Source organism: Paenibacillus sp. FSL H8-0260 (assembly GCF_045040625.1).
GTDB lineage: Bacteria > Bacillota > Bacilli > Paenibacillales > Paenibacillaceae > Paenibacillus_AQ > Paenibacillus_AQ odorifer.
The window spans coordinates 720,776-737,803 of the sequence record NZ_CP150298.1 but is presented as its reverse complement, the minus strand read 5'-3'; the positions used below and the strand labels follow the sequence as shown (position 1 = coordinate 737,803).

Genomic DNA, 17,028 nt, shown 5'->3' with positions numbered 1-17,028 from the left:
TTTAAGGTTCAATATTCACGCTTGCCCCATTTAATAAGGAAATTCCGTTACCGGCCTCAGCCAGCTCCTTCATAGCCTCCATCAATCCAAATAACGCGCCATCTTTTAGTTTCGCCTCAATCATAACATCGACAGCAGGCGTATCTGCGGCAATACGTTTCAGAAAAGCCAGCAAAGGCGCAGGTTCCACGCCATCCGCATGGCTGCGCGGATCAGACGGGCTGCGCGGACTGGATACATGAATCTTAGGCGGCAAAAGCTCTCCAGAAGGAACGTCCTTCTGTGCTAGCTCGCTTCGCCATGTCTGCAAAATGTCAGGCCACAGCTCCCAAGGGAGCTCTCCTTCATTATTCACCCATTGGTGGTGAATATCCAGCACCATCGGTAATCCTACGCTCTGACTGACTGCCAGTGTCTCCGGAGCTGTAAATGTCTTATCGTCATTCTCCAGCGTTATACGCTCCTGCAGCGCTGCCGGCAGCGCGCGGAAATGCTCCTCGAATCGCTTCGCCGCTACAGGCTTGTCCCCATAAGCTCCGCCAATATGGATATTGTTCTTCGCCATGGCAGGAAGCCCCATAGCAACCAGCATGTCCACATGGTACTGCAAATCCCGTACGGAGTTTATCAGCACCTCCGGACGGGGTGTACTAAGTACTGTAAAGTGATCTGGATGAAAAGAAACACGCAGCCCGTGCTTTTTCACATATTGGCCCACTTCCGCAAATTCCTCGGCGAGCGCCGCAAACGGATTCCAGTCCTGCAAATCCGGATGCGTCGCCAGAGGAATGATTTTGGAAGTGAGGCGGTACACCATGATGTCCGAAGCCACATTATGCTTCATCAACCGCAGCGTATTATGCAGATTCATTCTAGCGATGTTCTCCAAACGCCGAAGTGCCGCTTCACGGTCATCCAGCTTCTTAAAAGAGGCCATCGTCATTGTCTTAGATGGGGAGCAGTCTTTGATAACGGTGGACATCGCTACATATCCGAAGCGGACAATCATCCCTGTGCTCCAAAAAACATTTCCTCAGCCAAAGCCGTCTGCACTCTGGACTCTTCTTCATTCAGCTTACGCACAAGCTCCATCTCTACCGCGGTAACCTCATGCCCTTGAAAATTAATCTCTGCAATCGAGGCTGAAATTTTGACAATGGCTACAGCTACGTTCTCAGGGGTGTAAGCAATAACCTTTTGACCCGTCGGATACACACGAAAGCCTTGCTTCACCATTTTGGTGCGCCCATATTCCAGCAGCTCGTACAGCTCTTGTTCACTCTTGAATTTGCAGACGGAGTTGAATTCTGTTTGAAAACCCATGTTTCTTCTCTCCTTCCAGTCGGGATCTTCCCGCTATAGCTTCTATTACTCGTTGTCGTACTTAAGGCCTTGTTTAAAATTATAGCGCTCCAAGGCTAACTCAATCATTCGGTCTAACAGAGCTCTATAAGATACACCCGTCTCACGCCACAATAGCGGATACATGCTGTAAGGAGTGAAACCAGGCATCGTGTTCACTTCGTTAATTAGAATTTTACCATCCGATTTTCGCAAGAAGAAGTCTGCCCGGGTAATTCCACTGCCCTCAATCGCTCGAAAAGCAACTATCGCGGACTCCCGTAAACGATCGGCCACTTCAGAATCCACTGGTGCAGGAATCATCATTTGCGATTTGCCGTCCGTATATTTGGCTGCGTAATCATAATATTCACCAGAAGAAACGATTTCACCCGGAACAGAGGCTTCTGGTTCATCATTTCCAAGCACGCCAACCTCTACCTCACGCGCATCCACAAACTCCTCAATAATAACTTTGGTATCATAGCGGAAAGCAAAATCAATAGCTTTTACAAGACTATCCTTATCGGCAGCCTTAGAAATACCTACACTTGAGCCTAGATTGGCAGGCTTCACGAATACCGGATACCCCAGTTTATCCTCTACACCAACAATCAACTCATGACGTTTTCTTTTCCAAGCGCTGATGTTGAAATAACAAAACTCGCATTGATCCAGACCGGCATCAGCGAACAGCTTCTTCATGACCACCTTATCCATACCTGCCGAAGAGGCAAGAACACCAGCACCGATGTAAGGAATATTCGCCATTTCGAACAACCCTTGAATCGTTCCGTCCTCACCATACGTGCCGTGCAGCAGCGGGAACATTACGTCCACTGTTTTGTCCGCACCGGATAATCCACTAAATACCACGTTCAGGGCTGTGCCCATATCTTCGGTCGCTTCTGCAAGCTTGAGCTGCTCCACTTGGCTGTAAGGCGCTGATAACTTCTCTCCAACCTTCCACAATCCCTGTTTTGAAATGTAAAAAGGTATAATCTCATATTTATCATAATCAAATGAGTTCATCACGGCAAAAGCCGTCTGTAGCGATACCTCATGTTCTCCTGATTTGCCCCCGTACACCAGCCCTACGGTTAGTTTTGCGTTCCCCATTCCCTTAACCTCTTTCTGTACTATAAGTAGTCGTTAATATGAAAAAAACGGTATTTCGTTTGATCAGTCCATGCGTAGGAATCACGATAATCCCAATAGCGATGACGGCTGCTAACGGTACGTGCATTCACAAGCGGCATGCCTCCTGCATCAAAAGCTGTGACGATTGTGCTGTGCTGATACTGCCCGTTGCCATCCCAGTCATATTGAATGATATCGCCCAGCATCAATTGCTCCGGCCGCTCCATGACTTCCGCACGCAAGCCACTGCTCCGACTTCCGCTCAAATAGCGTTGCAGACTGTCTGACACAGCCCAGCTATAGCTCCACCATTCTTGTTTGCCTTGGTAACCTTTGTACCACCAGCCCGTTTCTCTTTTACCAGTATAGTTGATAGGTGCTCCCCCTGCAAAGAGACATTGGGAGACATAATTTGTGCAATCCACCTCGAAGGTTTCGAACTCCGGATTGCCGTCTTTCCACCAGCGGTCGGCATACGCCACAGCTTCTTCACGGTTATACCGAACCTCTCGTGAACCTGCAATTTCTCCGAGAACATTCCGGTTTAGCAGGGGCTGTGATGGCAGCGGTGCCGGCAAAGCCTCTCCCCATTTGGATAGTCTGCCCGATAGCTCTACCTCTCCCCGATGAACCGTATTTCTTTCAGGGACACTTCGTTCCACACCAGCAATCTCCCAGCCCCCGCCGTCCCGTACAAAGGTCAGCCGCTCCAGCTCGATAATATCCTCGCGGTGGTTAACACCGCCTTTTTCATAATAAAGCGCACTATGCAGTGTAACCTCTGCTACTACCTCGGTCGGAGTCTGCCGGACGGTCCGCAAAGTCTTAACCCCTGTCTCTCCGCGCAAAGGAGTTATCCCACGTTCTTTATACCACTCCGCAAGACGTCTTGAACGCTCCCCTTGTTCTACCAGAAAACGCGGATCTTTAACGGATACGGAAACGGTATGCGATGATGACTTAGGCTCCACCCTGGCCTTATTCACTTGATCAACATATACATAAAGACTTTGCTTCCACTGTTGTTCCATTATACTCGCGCCCCTTCTTTCCCTTTTAACTGCTGTTCTATGTATATGAAAGGAAACAGGCCGCTATACAGATCGGTTGAATAGTTAAGGATGTTTCAAGCAAAAACTCTAACCCCAAGTCCGACATCTCAATCCAACATCGACAACGAGGACCCTATCACCTAATGACTGAGGAAGAGAAATTCAGTGTGTATTTTGCCTAATAATTAAGTAAAACCAAGGATTCCGGTGAATTCTTTCGTATTATCTCCTTTAAATGGCTCTTTTTGAGGTAAAAAGAATATCCCGAAACGATACAATGTAACAATGGAAGGGTGCTTGGCATTTTCTCAGGCATAATTCGGGCTTTAGATGTAGGAAAAAAAACTTTACTCCCCACTTTGTAACCGTTATAATTAAGCTAGAAGCAATTTGAAATTGGGTTTCATTAGACGAAACAAGGAGGCGCATATATGCCAAGCAAGGATCATTTTTCATTGGCTCGGACCCTGGAATCAGGCGGCAAATCTTATCGCTATTATGATCTGAAGTCCCTTGAGGAACAAGGATTGGGCTCTATTTCTTCCCTGCCTTTTTCGATCAAAGTCCTACTAGAGGCTGCTGTACGTCAGTTTGACGGACGGGCAATTACTGAAGAACATGTGAAACAACTGGCCGATTGGTCAGGTGACATTGACCGTAATAAAGAAATTCCATTTATCCCTGCTCGTATCGTGCTTCAGGATTTCACCGGAGTTCCGGTAGTCGTGGATCTCGCAGCTATGCGTGATACTGTAAAAAAAGCCGGAGGAGATCCTAAACAGATCAATCCGCTTGTCCCGGTTGACCTTGTAATTGACCACTCTGTCATGGTTGATGCTTTCGGTACAGCAGACGCCTTGGAATACAATATGAACGTTGAGTTCGAACGCAACGAGGAGCGTTACCGTTTCCTTCGTTGGGCACAGACAGCTTTTAACAACTTCCGTGCAGTTCCACCAGCAACAGGTATCGTGCACCAGGTAAATCTAGAGTATTTAGCTTCCGTTGCCACTACTAAAACTATCGATGGTGAAACTGTCGTTTATCCAGATTCCCTTGTAGGAACGGATTCCCATACCACGATGATCAATGGTCTGGGTGTTGTGGGCTGGGGTGTAGGCGGTATTGAGGCTGAAGCAGGAATGCTTGGACAACCGCTCTATTTTGTTACACCTGATGTAGTGGGCTTCAAGCTTACAGGCAGCCTTATCGAAGGAGCTACAGCAACGGATTTGGCACTGACAGTAACTGAAATGTTGCGTAAAAAGGGTGTAGTCGGCAAATTCGTCGAATTCTACGGACCTGGCCTTGCTAACATCAGTCTGGCTGACCGGGCAACTGTTGCCAACATGGCGCCAGAATACGGAGCAACTATCGGTTTCTTCCCTGTAGATGACGAGACACTCGCTTATCTTCGCAGCACGGGCCGTCCGGATGATCTGGTGGCGTTGGTTGAATCTTATTACAAAGCACAAGGGATGTTCCGTACCTCGGATACGCCAGACCCTGAGTTCAGCGATGTGATTGAGCTTGACTTAGCTTCTGTCGTTCCTAGCTTGGCTGGACCAAAACGTCCACAAGACCGGATCGAACTTACGCATATGAAGGAAAATTTCGAAGGTATTATCCGTACACCTGTAGACAAAGGCGGTTATGGTCTCAGCGATGAGAAAATCGCTCAAGTCGTAGAAGTACAGCACAAAAATGATACTACCAGCAAGCTCAGCACAGGCGCAGTCGTAATCGCAGCTATTACTAGCTGTACGAATACTTCCAACCCTAGCGTTATGCTTGGAGCAGGTCTTTTGGCGAAAAAAGCTGTGGAACGTGGTCTGACCAAACCAGCTTATGTTAAGAGCAGCTTGACTCCAGGATCCTTGGTGGTTACTGAATACCTGCAAAAAGCAGACTTGCTGAAACCACTCGAAGCACTGGGCTTCTACTTGGCTGGTTATGGCTGTGCCACTTGTATCGGTAACTCCGGTCCATTGCCTGAAGAAGTTAGTCAAGCCATTACTGACAATGACATGACCGTAGCCGCAGTCATCTCCGGTAACCGGAACTTTGAAGGCCGCGTACATGCTCAGGTAAAAGCAAACTACTTGGCTTCACCGCCGCTCGTAGTTGCTTACGCCTTGGCTGGTACAGTAAATATCGATTTGCAAACTGAGCCACTTGGATTTGATCCGCAAGGTGAGCCAGTATTCCTGAAAGATATCTGGCCAACCACTGCTGAAATTCGTGAAGCCATTGGTCTCTCCCTTAGTCCGGAGATGTTCCGTAGCAAATACGAAAATGTATTCACCGCTAACGAACGTTGGAATTCGATTCCTGTTCCGCAAGGCGAGCTGTATGAGTGGGATGATAATTCCACGTACATCCAGAATCCGCCATTCTTCGAACATCTGGCAGACGGTCTGGGAGACATTAAGGATATCAAAGATGCACGCGTTCTAGCGCTGCTTGCTGATTCCGTAACAACCGACCATATCTCACCAGCGGGTAATATCTCTACCTCTGGTCCTGCTGGCGAATATTTGCGCGATCATGGTGTAGAACGTGCAGACTTCAACTCCTACGGCTCACGCCGCGGAAACCACGAAGTCATGATGCGCGGTACGTTCGCTAACATTCGGATTCGTAACGCAGTAGCTCCTGGTACAGAAGGCGGCGTTACTACCTTCTTGCCAAGCGACGAGGTTATGTCCATCTATGATGCTTCCATGCTCTATCAGGATGCTGGACAAAATCTGATCGTCATCGCTGGTAAGGAGTATGGTACAGGAAGCTCACGTGACTGGGCAGCTAAGGGTACGCTTCTGCTTGGCGTTAAAGCAGTTATCGCTGAGAGCTTTGAGCGGATTCACCGCAGCAATCTGGTCGGTATGGGTGTACTCCCACTTCAATTCCAAGAAGGCCACGGCTGGAGCAGCTTGGGACTGACAGGACGCGAGACCTTCAACATTACTGGTCTCGATAACAACGTGGCACCAAGTCAAGAGCTAACTGTCACGGCTACCCGTGAAGACGGCACACAATTCGATTTCCCTGTCATTGCAAGACTCGACAGCACAGTCGATATTGATTACTATCGCAACGGCGGTATCCTGCAGACTGTTCTTCGCCAGATGCTGGCAGATGCTACAGACTCTTCCGCGGTGTCGGTAGAATAGATTTAAAGTAACTTAAAAAGGGACTGTTTCACGGCCATGAGTGGCTGTGAGCAGTCCCTTTTTTATGGGGTGGTTTCAGTAGCCAATTTGCGGCGGGTAGGGTGCCTCTGTCTGTTGTCTTTGGGATCTTCACCATTGCTGCGTGAGGCTCAGGGGACATTTAGGATTCCGCGCGCCTCAGGGGACGCCTAGGATTCCATGCTATCGGACTCAGATGACTCTATTCGCTCGATTATCCGACTTTTGGCGCGCGATCGGACTCAGATGACTCTATATGCTGGATTATCCGACTTTTGGCGTGCGATCGGACTCCATAGTCGCTATTGGCATAAAAAACACGCTACAGGAGCCCATTTTTGTCGAATAGCTGCACTGGGGTCCGAAACTACGACAAACTGGCTGTCAATTCGCAAATAGCGTCCCCTGAGTCCGAAAGCCTCAGGGGACGCCTAGGATTCAATGCTATCGGACTCAGATGACTCTAGTCGCTCGATTATCCGACTTTTGGCGCGCGATCGGACTCCATAGTCGCTATTGGCATGAAAAACATACTAAAGGTTCCTGTTTTGGTCGAATAGCTGCACTGGAGTCCGAAACTATGCCAAACTGGCTGTCAATTCGCAAATAGCGTCCCCTGAGTCCGCACGCCCCAGGGGACGCTTAGGATTCCGCGCGATCGGACTCAGATGACTCTATACGCTCGATTATCCGACTTTTGGCGTGCGATCGGACTCCATAGTCGCTATTGGCATAAAAAACACGCTACAGGAGCCCATTTTTGCCGAATAGCTGCACTGGGGTCCGAAACTATGCCCAAAAGGCTTTAAATGGGCAAATAGCGTCTTCTAAGTCCGGAAGCCTCAGGGAATATCTAAATAACAACCCGGGATTACTTGTGTACGAGTTATGAGATACGTGGGTTCGTTGGTTCGTTGGCTTGTTGGCTCGTAGGTTCGTGGGTTCGTTGGCTCGTAGGTTCGTAGGTTCGTTGGCTCGTGGGTTCGTTGGCTTGTTGGCTCGTGGGTTCGTGGGCTCGTAGGTTCGTTGGCTCGTAGGTTCGTTGGTTCGTTGGTTCGTGGGTTCGTTGGTTGGTGGGTTCGTTGGCTCGTAGGTTCGTTGGCTCGTAGGTTCGTTGGCTCATAGGTTCATAGCGGGTTCTCTACCTTCCCGTCCTTCCATCCTCCCGCCCCTCCGTCCCTCTGCCTATCTAGACCCGGGGTTCAAACGCTCGAGCCTCAGATTACGAGTTACTGAGGCTTCCAAAGGAACGTGTATATTCACTGAAGCTCACCAAACCAACGCAAGGTAGGGGAGCCGTTAGCCATTAGCTAGCCGTCAGTTAGCTGTTGATTACCCATCAGTTAGCCGTTAATTACCCATCAGTCGTCAGCCGTCAGTTACCCATCAGGCTGTCAGTTACCCATCGTTTCCTGCCACTTACCCACAATCGGCTAAGTCCCTCCCCAAAACAGCAAAGCAGCGATCCTCCAGTAACGGAGAGATCGCTGCTTTGCTGTTTAACAAGGTATGTCTCAGCCAGCGAATTAAGGAATCATCATGCCCATTTCACTAGCCGCTTCCTTCAGTACCGCGGCATATTCCACTAGCGTATCTCGGGATAAGCGACTAACTGGGCCGGACAGTGATAACGCCGCAATCACATTTCCACTGCGGCCCGTAACAGGCACCGCCACCGCGGCCGCACCGGGCTCGCGTTCCTCGAAACTAGTGGCATATCCGAGCCGGATAATGTCATTAAGCTGCTCTTGATAGACATCCTTCTCAACGTAGTCCGGCCATCCCGAACTCTCCAGCAATTCTTTCAGCACCTCTGGAGGAGCATAGGCTGCCAGCACTTTGCTTGATGCCCCCACAGATAAAGGCAATCTCGCACCGATCTGCGCCACTCGCCGGATGGCCTGCTGGCTCTGAACCGCCTGAATCCGCACACGTTCTATGCCGTCGCGTAAGTATAAACTAACAGTCTCCCCTAGCCGATCCCGCAGCCGTTCCATTGACGGCAATAATACCGCGGCTGACTCATCAAAAGCAGGCAAATGCGTAGATAATTCCCAAATTCGTATACCCAAACTGTATTTCTCAGTGGCCGGATTACGAATGAGAAAGCCCTTTTCCTCCAAGGTTGCCAGCAGCCGATGGACGGTACTTTTATGTAAATCAATCTTTGAAGCGATCTCCGTCAACCCTAAATCTCTGTCCTGCGTAAAACAAAGCAATATATCAAGCGCACGTTCTACCGCACGCACTGTAAGCTTTCGGTCCTCCATGACAATCTCCCCCTCGTGTTTCATCAAATGAAACTCGGTTACATTATAACTAACTCTATCTTAGTGCAAAACTCTATGGAAAGTCCAGTATATTCACTCCGCCGGAGTTGTGCCAAAAATGTGCCGGAAAAGGTTGGGCCGCACTTTACAGTTACATTACAAAAGCGTCTAATTCATTGACTTTGTAAGGGCTTTTTCATACGATTAACATATTAAATTATCTACTGATGCTTTAGAATCATTTTTACAAATTCTTCTAGGCACTAGTACTCACATCATTCTAGGAGGGGACCATATGGATCTGGCAACTCGCCAAACCGGCACAACCGTCTCCCGTCGACCTAAACTACCTAAACAAGGCAGTTCGTCCCGGCTATCGCTGCGGATGATTCGTGTGAAGCATATTATCGTTGCACTGCTATTATCTATTTTTTTCTTCTTAGCCTTCTGCTTTGTCTCACTTCATGGCTATATCGCCTGGGTATTATCTAATCCAACGGTCGCACCTCTGTATTCCAATCCCATGCAGGCCAAAGGTCTCGCATACGAGGATGTGACGTTTCCAGCTAAAGATGGAAGTCGGATGATGAGCGGCTGGTATATTCCCTCCGAAGGGGCTACCAAAACTATCGTGTTCAGCCATGGCTATGGCGCCAACCGGGAAGAATCTTGGGTACCTATGTACGATCTCGCTCACTATGCACACAGTCTGAATTTCAATGTCGTGATGTTTGATTACGGCTTTGCTGCCCAAGGCAACAAGGATATTGCAACCGGAGGTAAAAAAGAATCCCAGCAGCTTCTAGGCGCTATTGATTTTGCTAAGGAACGTGGAGCTGAGGAGTTAGTGGTATGGGGCTTCTCCATGGGAGCAGGCACAGCACTGCAAACAGGATTAGTATCAGAGGACATTGACGCGATGATTCTGGACAGCACCTTTTTGTTAGAGCCAGATACGCTGTATCATAATATTAAGCAAAATATTGATCTGCCCCGCCAGCCTTCCCTGGCGATTATGGAAATGCTGTTCCCAGTTCTGAACGGTACGGGGCTGAATCAAATTCCTTATGCGAAGGTCAAATCCGAAGATTATCCTTTCCCTATTCTACTCATGCATGGAACCGAAGATGATAAAGCTCCTTATCCTATTGCCGAAAAGCTGGCCGCGAACCAAAGCAATCCGTTCTCAGATTCCTGGGTCGTAGAGGGCAGCCATCATGAATTGCTATTCCGTGAGCACCCGCGTGAGTATTTGCGGCGAGTCTCTGCTTTCTTAGGAAATGTTCAACTAGCCAAAACCTACAATGGCAACCAGCCGGCGATGGCAAGTAACTAGTTAAGCACTACAATCCGCCTCTGTCCCCTGATGGGTCAGTTGCTTCAACCATTTACCACGGCGAAAACGCACGTAACCTATAACCAATCGAACAGCCTCTTCCAGGGACAGAAAGAAGTATACCCAGGGAAGAGGCTGTTTCCATCCCCATGACAACAGTAGCCCTAGAGGCACCCCAAGCAACCAAGTTGTCGAGCCTTCCATAATAAAGACGAATTTACTATCGCCACCACTCTGCAGGATCCCTCCCGCAATCATCATATTGCCCACCTTTATCCATAAAAAAAGAGCAAAAAAGCAGATAACGGAAGTGGCCATTCGGCGTTCTTCCAATGTTAAGTTAAAGGCTGAGACGTAGAGCGGGGCAAGAACAGCAATAAGCACACCAAGCAGCAATGAAATCCCTACTCCTATTCGAACAAAAAAACGAGCATACTGAAAAGCACCTGCATTATTATTTTCTCCCAGCTTATGTCCGACCATAATGCCAGCTGCACCAGAAAGCCCTGCCAGAAGTCCAATCGTCAACCCCTGCAGCGGAAAGGTCACTGTCATAGCGGTCATCTCCGCTGTGCCCATACGGCTATATATTACGGAATAACAAGCCTCCCCTAAGACCCAAACCAATTCCGTTAAAACAATAGGCGCTATCGTTCTTAAAAAAGGTATGCACAGCGCTTTCGAAAACGAACTGAGATCCTTAATACCTCCGGCACCCGGCAGCTTTCCACGATATACAGCTCCGACAATCAAGGCACTTTCGACTATACGTGAGATTAACGTTGCATATGCCGCACCTGCAAGTCCAAGCTCTGGAAATCCCCAATGCCCAAAAATAAGCGCATAGTTTAAAATAATATTCATTCCTACAGCAGCTATGCTAACAATCATTGGATACTTTACATGTCCTGAACTTCGTAGAACCGCCGAATAGAGCATCGTCAACATCGTTGGAATATAACTGAGGGCAACGATTTTCAGAAAAATGTACCCATTCTCCAACACTTCTTTATCCGTTGTAAAAATAGACAGACATAGCCGAGGGTTGAAAAAAACAAATATCGTAAATGAACCCGACAAGATCAGGCCAATTCCAAGACTTAATCCCAGTAGTGGTGTGATGCTCTTTCGGTCTTTACTCCCCCAATATTGAGCCGCGTATATAGCAAGACCCGTAGCAAGACCCGCCAGTACCACTGAAATCACGCTATAGATTTTACTAGCCATCCCAACCGAAGCGATTGCTACACCCCCAAGCTGCCCTACCATCAATTGATCTACTAAATACAGCACCGCCATGACTAGACTTTGGAGGGATATCGGTACCGCTAATTTTAAAAGCTGATTATAAAATTGCTTCTTCTCAAGCTTGTTCATACCCTCATCTCATTTCTCAAAGTTTTTCTACTACCCCATAGGATTTCATTAATCGGTCCACACGACAAAAAAAAGGTACACCCTCCTTTTCGCGAGGTTGTACCTTTCGGTATCATTGCCTTTATTTTCCTGTATTATTTCACCATATCAAACGGTTGTCAACGATATTATTATCGCGTTCTTATGCTCTTCATAAGCTATCATGAGCACACATATAATGGACTAATGAAGACATATCACGGGAGGTTTTCTTGGAATGTTATATGTATACGGGCCGATGCTGCCAGTACGTATTTTAGAAGAAATCGTATTCTGGAAAACACAAGAGAAAGAGCATACCGAGGTTATCAAAGCAATCGTACCTAACCTGGAGGAACCCTATGTTAAACTGCTGGATGAATGGGCAGTGGTCTTCGGTGCCACAGAGATGGCCGCTCAGCAGTTATTGAATTCTGCCCTCTCTGCTTCTCCACCAAGTCAGGCTGAACTCACTGCGGAAACAGAAAAGCTGCTGCATATCTCCTGTACCCAATCACAAGAATTTGTTCGGCAGCTTTTTGCCATTATGGAAAGTAGCGCAGCCGTCAAAGCCGTCCCCCTTGCTACCACTGTGATCCTGCATATTATTCGCGAATCAGAGTATTTCCTTGCCGTACTGCACACTCTGAGCTCGCCCGGACAGCTCACGCAAATTATGAGAGATTATACAGCAGCCGACTATGTCGTAAGAACAGAAGAGGACAATGTCACGCGGAATGAGGGACTTATTCCTTCTACAGATACTATCCTTGATATTCGTGAAATGAGTGCTGTGCCAATTGGCGGACATACGCTGCCTCCATTGCCTTATGCTTATAATGCGCTGGAACCATACATCGATGAGAAAACCATGCGGATTCATCACGATAAACACCATCAAAGTTATGTAGATGGACTAAATAAAGCGGAGAACAAGCTAGCTGAGGCTCGCAAGAAAGGAGATTTCGATCTCGTTAAGCATTGGGAGCGGGAGCTAGCCTTTAATGGGGCAGGCCACTATCTCCATACAATCTTCTGGAACGTAATGTCTCCACAAGGTGGCGGGCGTCCAACTGGAGCCTTACTGGAAGCCATTGAACAAAGCTTTGGCAGCTATGACAACTTCAAGAAACAGTTCACAGAAGCTGCGAATAAGGTTGAAGGTGGCGGCTGGGCTATTCTCGTCTGGAGTCCACGCAGTCATAGACTGGAGATTTTGACTGCGGAGAAACATCAGAACCTGTCACAATGGGACGTGGTTCCGTTACTGGCTCTGGATGTATGGGAGCATGCCTATTACCTTAAACATCAGAATAATCGGGCCGATTATATTGAGGATTGGTGGAAGGTCGTTAACTGGCCTTACGTCTCAGAACGTTATGCTGCTGCCAGTAAACTGGCCTGGAAGCCTTTTTGATATTATTTCAATTCACAGTGAACATCACTCTTATTCCCACACCCTGACCAAAAAGGACCCATCATTCACATTACGTGAACGATGGGTCCTTCCAATTTCGAGGTATGCACCCCGATATTTATTCCTTAATCAAGCTTAGAAACTCCGCACGAGCGGCGGCATCCTCACGGAAGACCCCTCTAGTAGCCATAGTTACCGTTTTGCTGCCTGGCTTCTTCACTCCGCGTGCACACATACACAGATGTTCTCCCTCCACAACAACCATAACACCGTGGGGGCCTAGCACCTCCGTCATAATATCAGCAATTTGCGCCGTAATGCGTTCTTGAACCTGTAGACGCCGGCTTACTGCTTCAACAAGCCGAGCTAATTTGCTGAGTCCAGCAATACGTCCGCTCGGAATGTATCCTATATGCACTTTACCAAAGAAAGGAGCCATGTGGTGTTCACATTGGCTGTAATAGACGATATCCTTAACGATCACTAGCTCTTCATGAGACTCATCAAAAGTAACGCCGAGCGCCTCGCGGGGATCTATCGAATAACCGCCGAATATCTCCTCGTACATCCGCGTAACACGTGCCGGTGTTTCCAGCAGTCCCTCGCGGCCGGTATCTTCACCGATTAATTCTAATATTTTCTCAACGTGATACTCGATTTGCTCACGGTTCTCTGCAACTTTACCGTTCACATATTCCTTGATGTTCCCCATGATGTCTCCCCCTTCCGCACCCGTATACATGTTATCCGGACCCGGTTACTTACTTCTACGTTTATTCCCTTTAGCTGCTCCTGGGCGCGCACCTGGCTGTCCCTGAGTCTTCATCATTTGCTGGGCACGCTGCATTTGCTTCCCGTTCAGGTTATAACCCATTTGCTTTGCAACCTTTTGCAGCATTTCAGGATCATTCTGCATGTTTGTCATTTGTTTGCGCAGATAATATACACCGATGAAAAAACCACCGATGAGACCTACGACCAATGTAATAATAGGTAATGCGATACTCATCTAAAGCCCACCTCTACACTCTATTGTCTGCATCGCCATATGGCACGCGAATCTATCATAGCATTTCGGGAACTGGACAGCAATTGGCAATATGCAACCTGTCTATGAACTTTTTCCTCCCTTAATATCGCTGTCCTCTCGTGCCTTCTTCCCAGTAAGGAGCACATCCTGCGCCCGGCTTAGCATTTCCCTCACCGTGCTATCCTCCTCGCGCTCTAAACCCGCTTCTACAGCCGCTAGAGCCTCATCACCGCCAATACGTCCAAGCGCCCAAGCAGCAGTGCCCCGCATCTCTGGCCGCGGCTCTTTCAGAACAATCTCTGATAGCTTTGGCACAGCCCCGGCTTCCTTAAAATTGCCTAGGGCAATGATCGCATTTCGCTGCATCGGCTTTTTGCCTCTCCAGGCTGCTGAGCTATTGCCGAATTTCTCTTTGAACTCACGATTGCTAAGATCAAGGATCGGCAGCAGCAGCGGCTTCACAATTTCAGGATCAGGTTGCATCTGAGGGCGATGATTCCAGTTCTTACCCCTATTCTTGGGACATACAATCTGGCAAGTATCACAGCCGTATAGACGATTGCCGATCTTGGTCATATACTCCTCGCTGAGGAACCCTTTAGTCTGCGTCAAAAAAGAAATACAAGCCTGTGCGTTAAGCTGACCCGGACCCACCAGCGCTCCGGTCGGACAAGCATCAATGCACTTAGTACACTCCCCGCAGCCTTCTTCAACAGGTTCATCCGGAGCAAAAGGAATGTTCGTAACCATTTCCCCAAGATAAATCCATGATCCCCATTTGGGCGAGATGATAGAACAGTTTTTGCCGCTGAAGCCTATTCCCGCTCTTTCCGCTACCGCTCTATCTACTAGAACACCAGTGTCCACCATACTTTCCAGCACAGCCTCCGGTACACGCTCGTGAATAAATTCCTCTAGCTTACTTAAGGCTTCCCTCAGCACATGGTGATAGTCCCTGCCCCAAGATGCCCGGGCGAGGATGCCTCTACGTGCACCCGGCTCAGATTTAGGAGGGTTCTCCATTTTAGAAGGGTAAGCCACTGCAATCGAAATAATAGATAACGGCTTGTCTCCAGAAGACAATGCTGGAACTGTCCTTTTATCCAGATCGGGTTCCTCGAAGCCAGATTCATATCCTTTGTCCCGGTGGTCTTGCAGTATATTTTTTAAATATAAAAAAGGTTCTGCTGTTGTAAATCCGATATCATCAATACCGAGTGATGTCGCAGCCTCCTGAATCTCTGCTTTAAGCTGTGCCCACTTGGAAGGCGGGGGAGCATACGATGACTGAAATGTATTGGTCATTTCCGCCTTCTCCTTTCATATCTTCGCTGACTTTCTTATAATCTATTCAGTTTTGACAGAGGCCACCATATATAATCAGCCCTGCCGACAATCATATCCTGTGAAATAGAGCCGAAGTAACGGCTGTCCTTGCTGGCTGAAGCATGACGGTTATCGCCCATTACAAAATAATTGCCACTTTCCACGGTTAACGCTGCAAAATCCGGATCTTCAATCTCAGTATCGATATAGGGCTCATTCACTATTTTTCCATTCACGTATAACTGATGATTCCATACCTCTATGATATCTCCAGGTATGCCAATCACTCGCTTCACTAAATACTCCTTATGACTAGGTCCGGTACTTGGATCATGAAGAATGACAACATCACCATGTTTTGGATTTACGAAGAGCAATGAAATTTTATTAATGAAGAGCCTCTCACCCTCCCAGAGCGTTGGCTGCATAGACTGACCTTTAACCGTTGATATATTGAACACAAAAACATTAAGAACAGACATCACAGCAAAAACAATCACAGCTGTAAGCAGCCAATCCTTCATTTCCGAGACCAAACGACCGCCCAGGGTAGTCTTGGATCTGGAGGATCTATGTCTTTGTTTCCTATTTCTCGTGTAATCTACTTGGGGCTCCTGATTCAATATGTCACCTCTGTTCTCAATAATTGAAGTCTATACTTGCAGATATTATAACAATAAAAAAGCATATCTCCCAGCCATTAGCAATGGACTTCTGGAAAATACGCTCGAGTATGAATGAAACAGACTATATCGTCAGCTATAGTTCTTTTTTCTAGAAAATGTTTCCGCTTTCGCAGCTGAGTGATCAAAATTACCCAACAATGCTCAGCTTCCGGACAGATTTAAAGATTTGATTCTCGCTATATCCCATAGCTTCATACAATGGCAAAGCAAAAGAATTATGCTCATCGACGGCTACATAGATACCACTGACTTTACGAGCTTGAAACCTGGATTCCATAGCTGATACCAGACTTCTACCGACTCCTCTGCGGCGATAATCAGGATGTACAGCAATCCGGAAATAACAACCGTGGTTTTTCTCAATTGTACCAATCAGTGCTCCAACAATTTCTTCTTCATCTTCCGCAACTACAATGAGATCTGAATCCCAAGAAAGCTGCCTGGAGAAAGGCTCGATAGTGTTCTCGAAACACTCTTCCGATAATGCGGTTTGCAGCAAATCAGTCACAGGGCTAACGTCGCTTAATTGAAAGGAACGAACGTGCATTCTTTAAAATCTCCCTTGTCTATGGCTTATGAATTTAACAAAAAGAAGGGGTTCCCTTAACATAGAGAAAATAAAAAAAAGCATCAAATATCGAGGAATACCTGCTTTTAAATCTATTAAAGCACACTTTTCTCGTGATATCATCATTTTTCTTTTGAAAGCGCTTAATATCAAGCGTTTACATTTCGGATGGGGTTCATTTCTTCATTAAAAGGGTATTAATAAGGATATATGTCTATAGGTTAGGGACTATTTATTTTAACATTCTAAATACAATTGTAAAACCCTTTCCCTCTC

13 protein-coding genes and 1 pseudogene are annotated in these 17,028 nt (G+C 47.4%); 3 read left to right on the top strand and 11 right to left on the bottom strand.

Translation table 11 applies throughout. The annotated features are described in order from the left end of the window. Nucleotide 1: 1 nt before the first annotated feature. The 4 genes from uvsE to MHI51_RS03225 are packed head-to-tail and all read right to left on the bottom strand — an operon-like array spanning nt 2 to nt 3,512. The gene (uvsE, locus tag MHI51_RS03240) at nt 2-1,009 is read right to left on the bottom strand and encodes a UV DNA damage repair endonuclease UvsE (RefSeq protein WP_036679855.1); all 1,008 of its coding nucleotides are present in this window, start codon (nt 1,007-1,009) and stop codon (nt 2-4) included. Further along, on the bottom strand, nt 1,006-1,323 hold the full coding sequence (locus MHI51_RS03235; protein WP_036679853.1) for a hypothetical protein: 318 nt from the start codon (nt 1,321-1,323) through the stop codon (nt 1,006-1,008). The genes uvsE and MHI51_RS03235 overlap by 4 nt, the downstream gene beginning before the upstream one ends. A 45-nt stretch (nt 1,324-1,368) precedes the next feature. Further along, nucleotides 1,369-2,460: a D-alanine--D-alanine ligase gene (locus tag MHI51_RS03230; RefSeq protein ID WP_076220194.1), complete on the bottom strand. Its 1,092-nt coding sequence runs from the start codon at nt 2,458-2,460 to the stop codon at nt 1,369-1,371. Between the two features lie 20 nt (nt 2,461-2,480). Then, entirely contained in the window at nt 2,481-3,512 is a 1,032-nt protein-coding gene (locus MHI51_RS03225) for an amidase domain-containing protein (RefSeq protein ID WP_405173572.1), read from the bottom strand. A gap of 452 nt (nt 3,513-3,964) precedes the next feature. Between MHI51_RS03225 and acnA the strand changes: the two genes are divergently transcribed. Beyond that, a complete protein-coding gene (gene acnA / locus MHI51_RS03220; protein ID WP_038568617.1) occupies nt 3,965-6,706 on the top strand; it encodes an aconitate hydratase AcnA in 2,742 nt (913 codons plus the stop codon). A gap of 1,544 nt (nt 6,707-8,250) precedes the next feature. Here acnA and MHI51_RS03215 read toward each other — a convergent pair. Next, complete coding sequence (locus tag MHI51_RS03215) at nt 8,251-8,994, bottom strand: IclR family transcriptional regulator (RefSeq protein ID WP_036676839.1); 744 nt, start codon at nt 8,992-8,994, stop codon at nt 8,251-8,253. A 295-nt stretch (nt 8,995-9,289) separates the two neighbouring features. On the opposite strand from MHI51_RS03215, the gene MHI51_RS03210 reads away from it, so the two are divergent. Beyond that, nucleotides 9,290-10,330 carry an alpha/beta hydrolase gene (locus MHI51_RS03210; protein ID WP_139329954.1) on the top strand — a complete coding sequence of 347 codons (1,041 nt, stop codon included), beginning with the start codon at nt 9,290-9,292 and terminating at the stop codon, nt 10,328-10,330. Here the strand turns inward: MHI51_RS03210 and MHI51_RS03205 are convergent, their stop codons facing one another. Further along, on the bottom strand, nt 10,331-11,707 hold the full coding sequence (locus MHI51_RS03205; RefSeq protein ID WP_341001086.1) for an MATE family efflux transporter: 1,377 nt from the start codon (nt 11,705-11,707) through the stop codon (nt 10,331-10,333). 256 nt (nt 11,708-11,963) lie between these two features. Here MHI51_RS03205 and MHI51_RS03200 point away from each other — a divergent pair, with 256 nt between their 5' ends. Next, nucleotides 11,964-13,142 (top strand): Fe-Mn family superoxide dismutase, encoded by a 1,179-nt coding sequence (locus tag MHI51_RS03200; protein WP_076105973.1) that lies wholly within the window; start codon nt 11,964-11,966, stop codon nt 13,140-13,142. A gap of 118 nt (nt 13,143-13,260) precedes the next feature. Here the strand turns inward: MHI51_RS03200 and folE are convergent, their stop codons facing one another. The 5 genes and pseudogenes from folE to MHI51_RS03175 form a co-directional block, all read right to left on the bottom strand. After that, nucleotides 13,261-13,854, bottom strand: coding sequence for a GTP cyclohydrolase I FolE (gene folE, locus MHI51_RS03195; RefSeq protein ID WP_036676830.1), 594 nt, complete (start codon nt 13,852-13,854; stop codon nt 13,261-13,263). A 45-nt stretch (nt 13,855-13,899) separates the two neighbouring features. Next, nucleotides 13,900-14,151, bottom strand: a complete 252-nt coding sequence (locus MHI51_RS03190) for a YneF family protein (RefSeq protein WP_036676828.1) — start codon at nt 14,149-14,151, stop codon at nt 13,900-13,902. 129 nt (nt 14,152-14,280) lie between these two features. Further along, nucleotides 14,281-15,477, bottom strand: a pseudogene (queG, locus tag MHI51_RS03185) (tRNA epoxyqueuosine(34) reductase QueG); the annotation flags it as partial. 35 nt (nt 15,478-15,512) lie between these two features. Then, nucleotides 15,513-16,121, bottom strand: a complete 609-nt coding sequence (gene lepB / locus MHI51_RS03180) for a signal peptidase I (RefSeq protein WP_076220026.1) — start codon at nt 16,119-16,121, stop codon at nt 15,513-15,515. A gap of 190 nt (nt 16,122-16,311) precedes the next feature. Beyond that, nucleotides 16,312-16,731, bottom strand: coding sequence for a GNAT family N-acetyltransferase (locus MHI51_RS03175; RefSeq protein ID WP_036676822.1), 420 nt, complete (start codon nt 16,729-16,731; stop codon nt 16,312-16,314). Between the last annotated feature and the right edge of the window lie 297 nt (nt 16,732-17,028).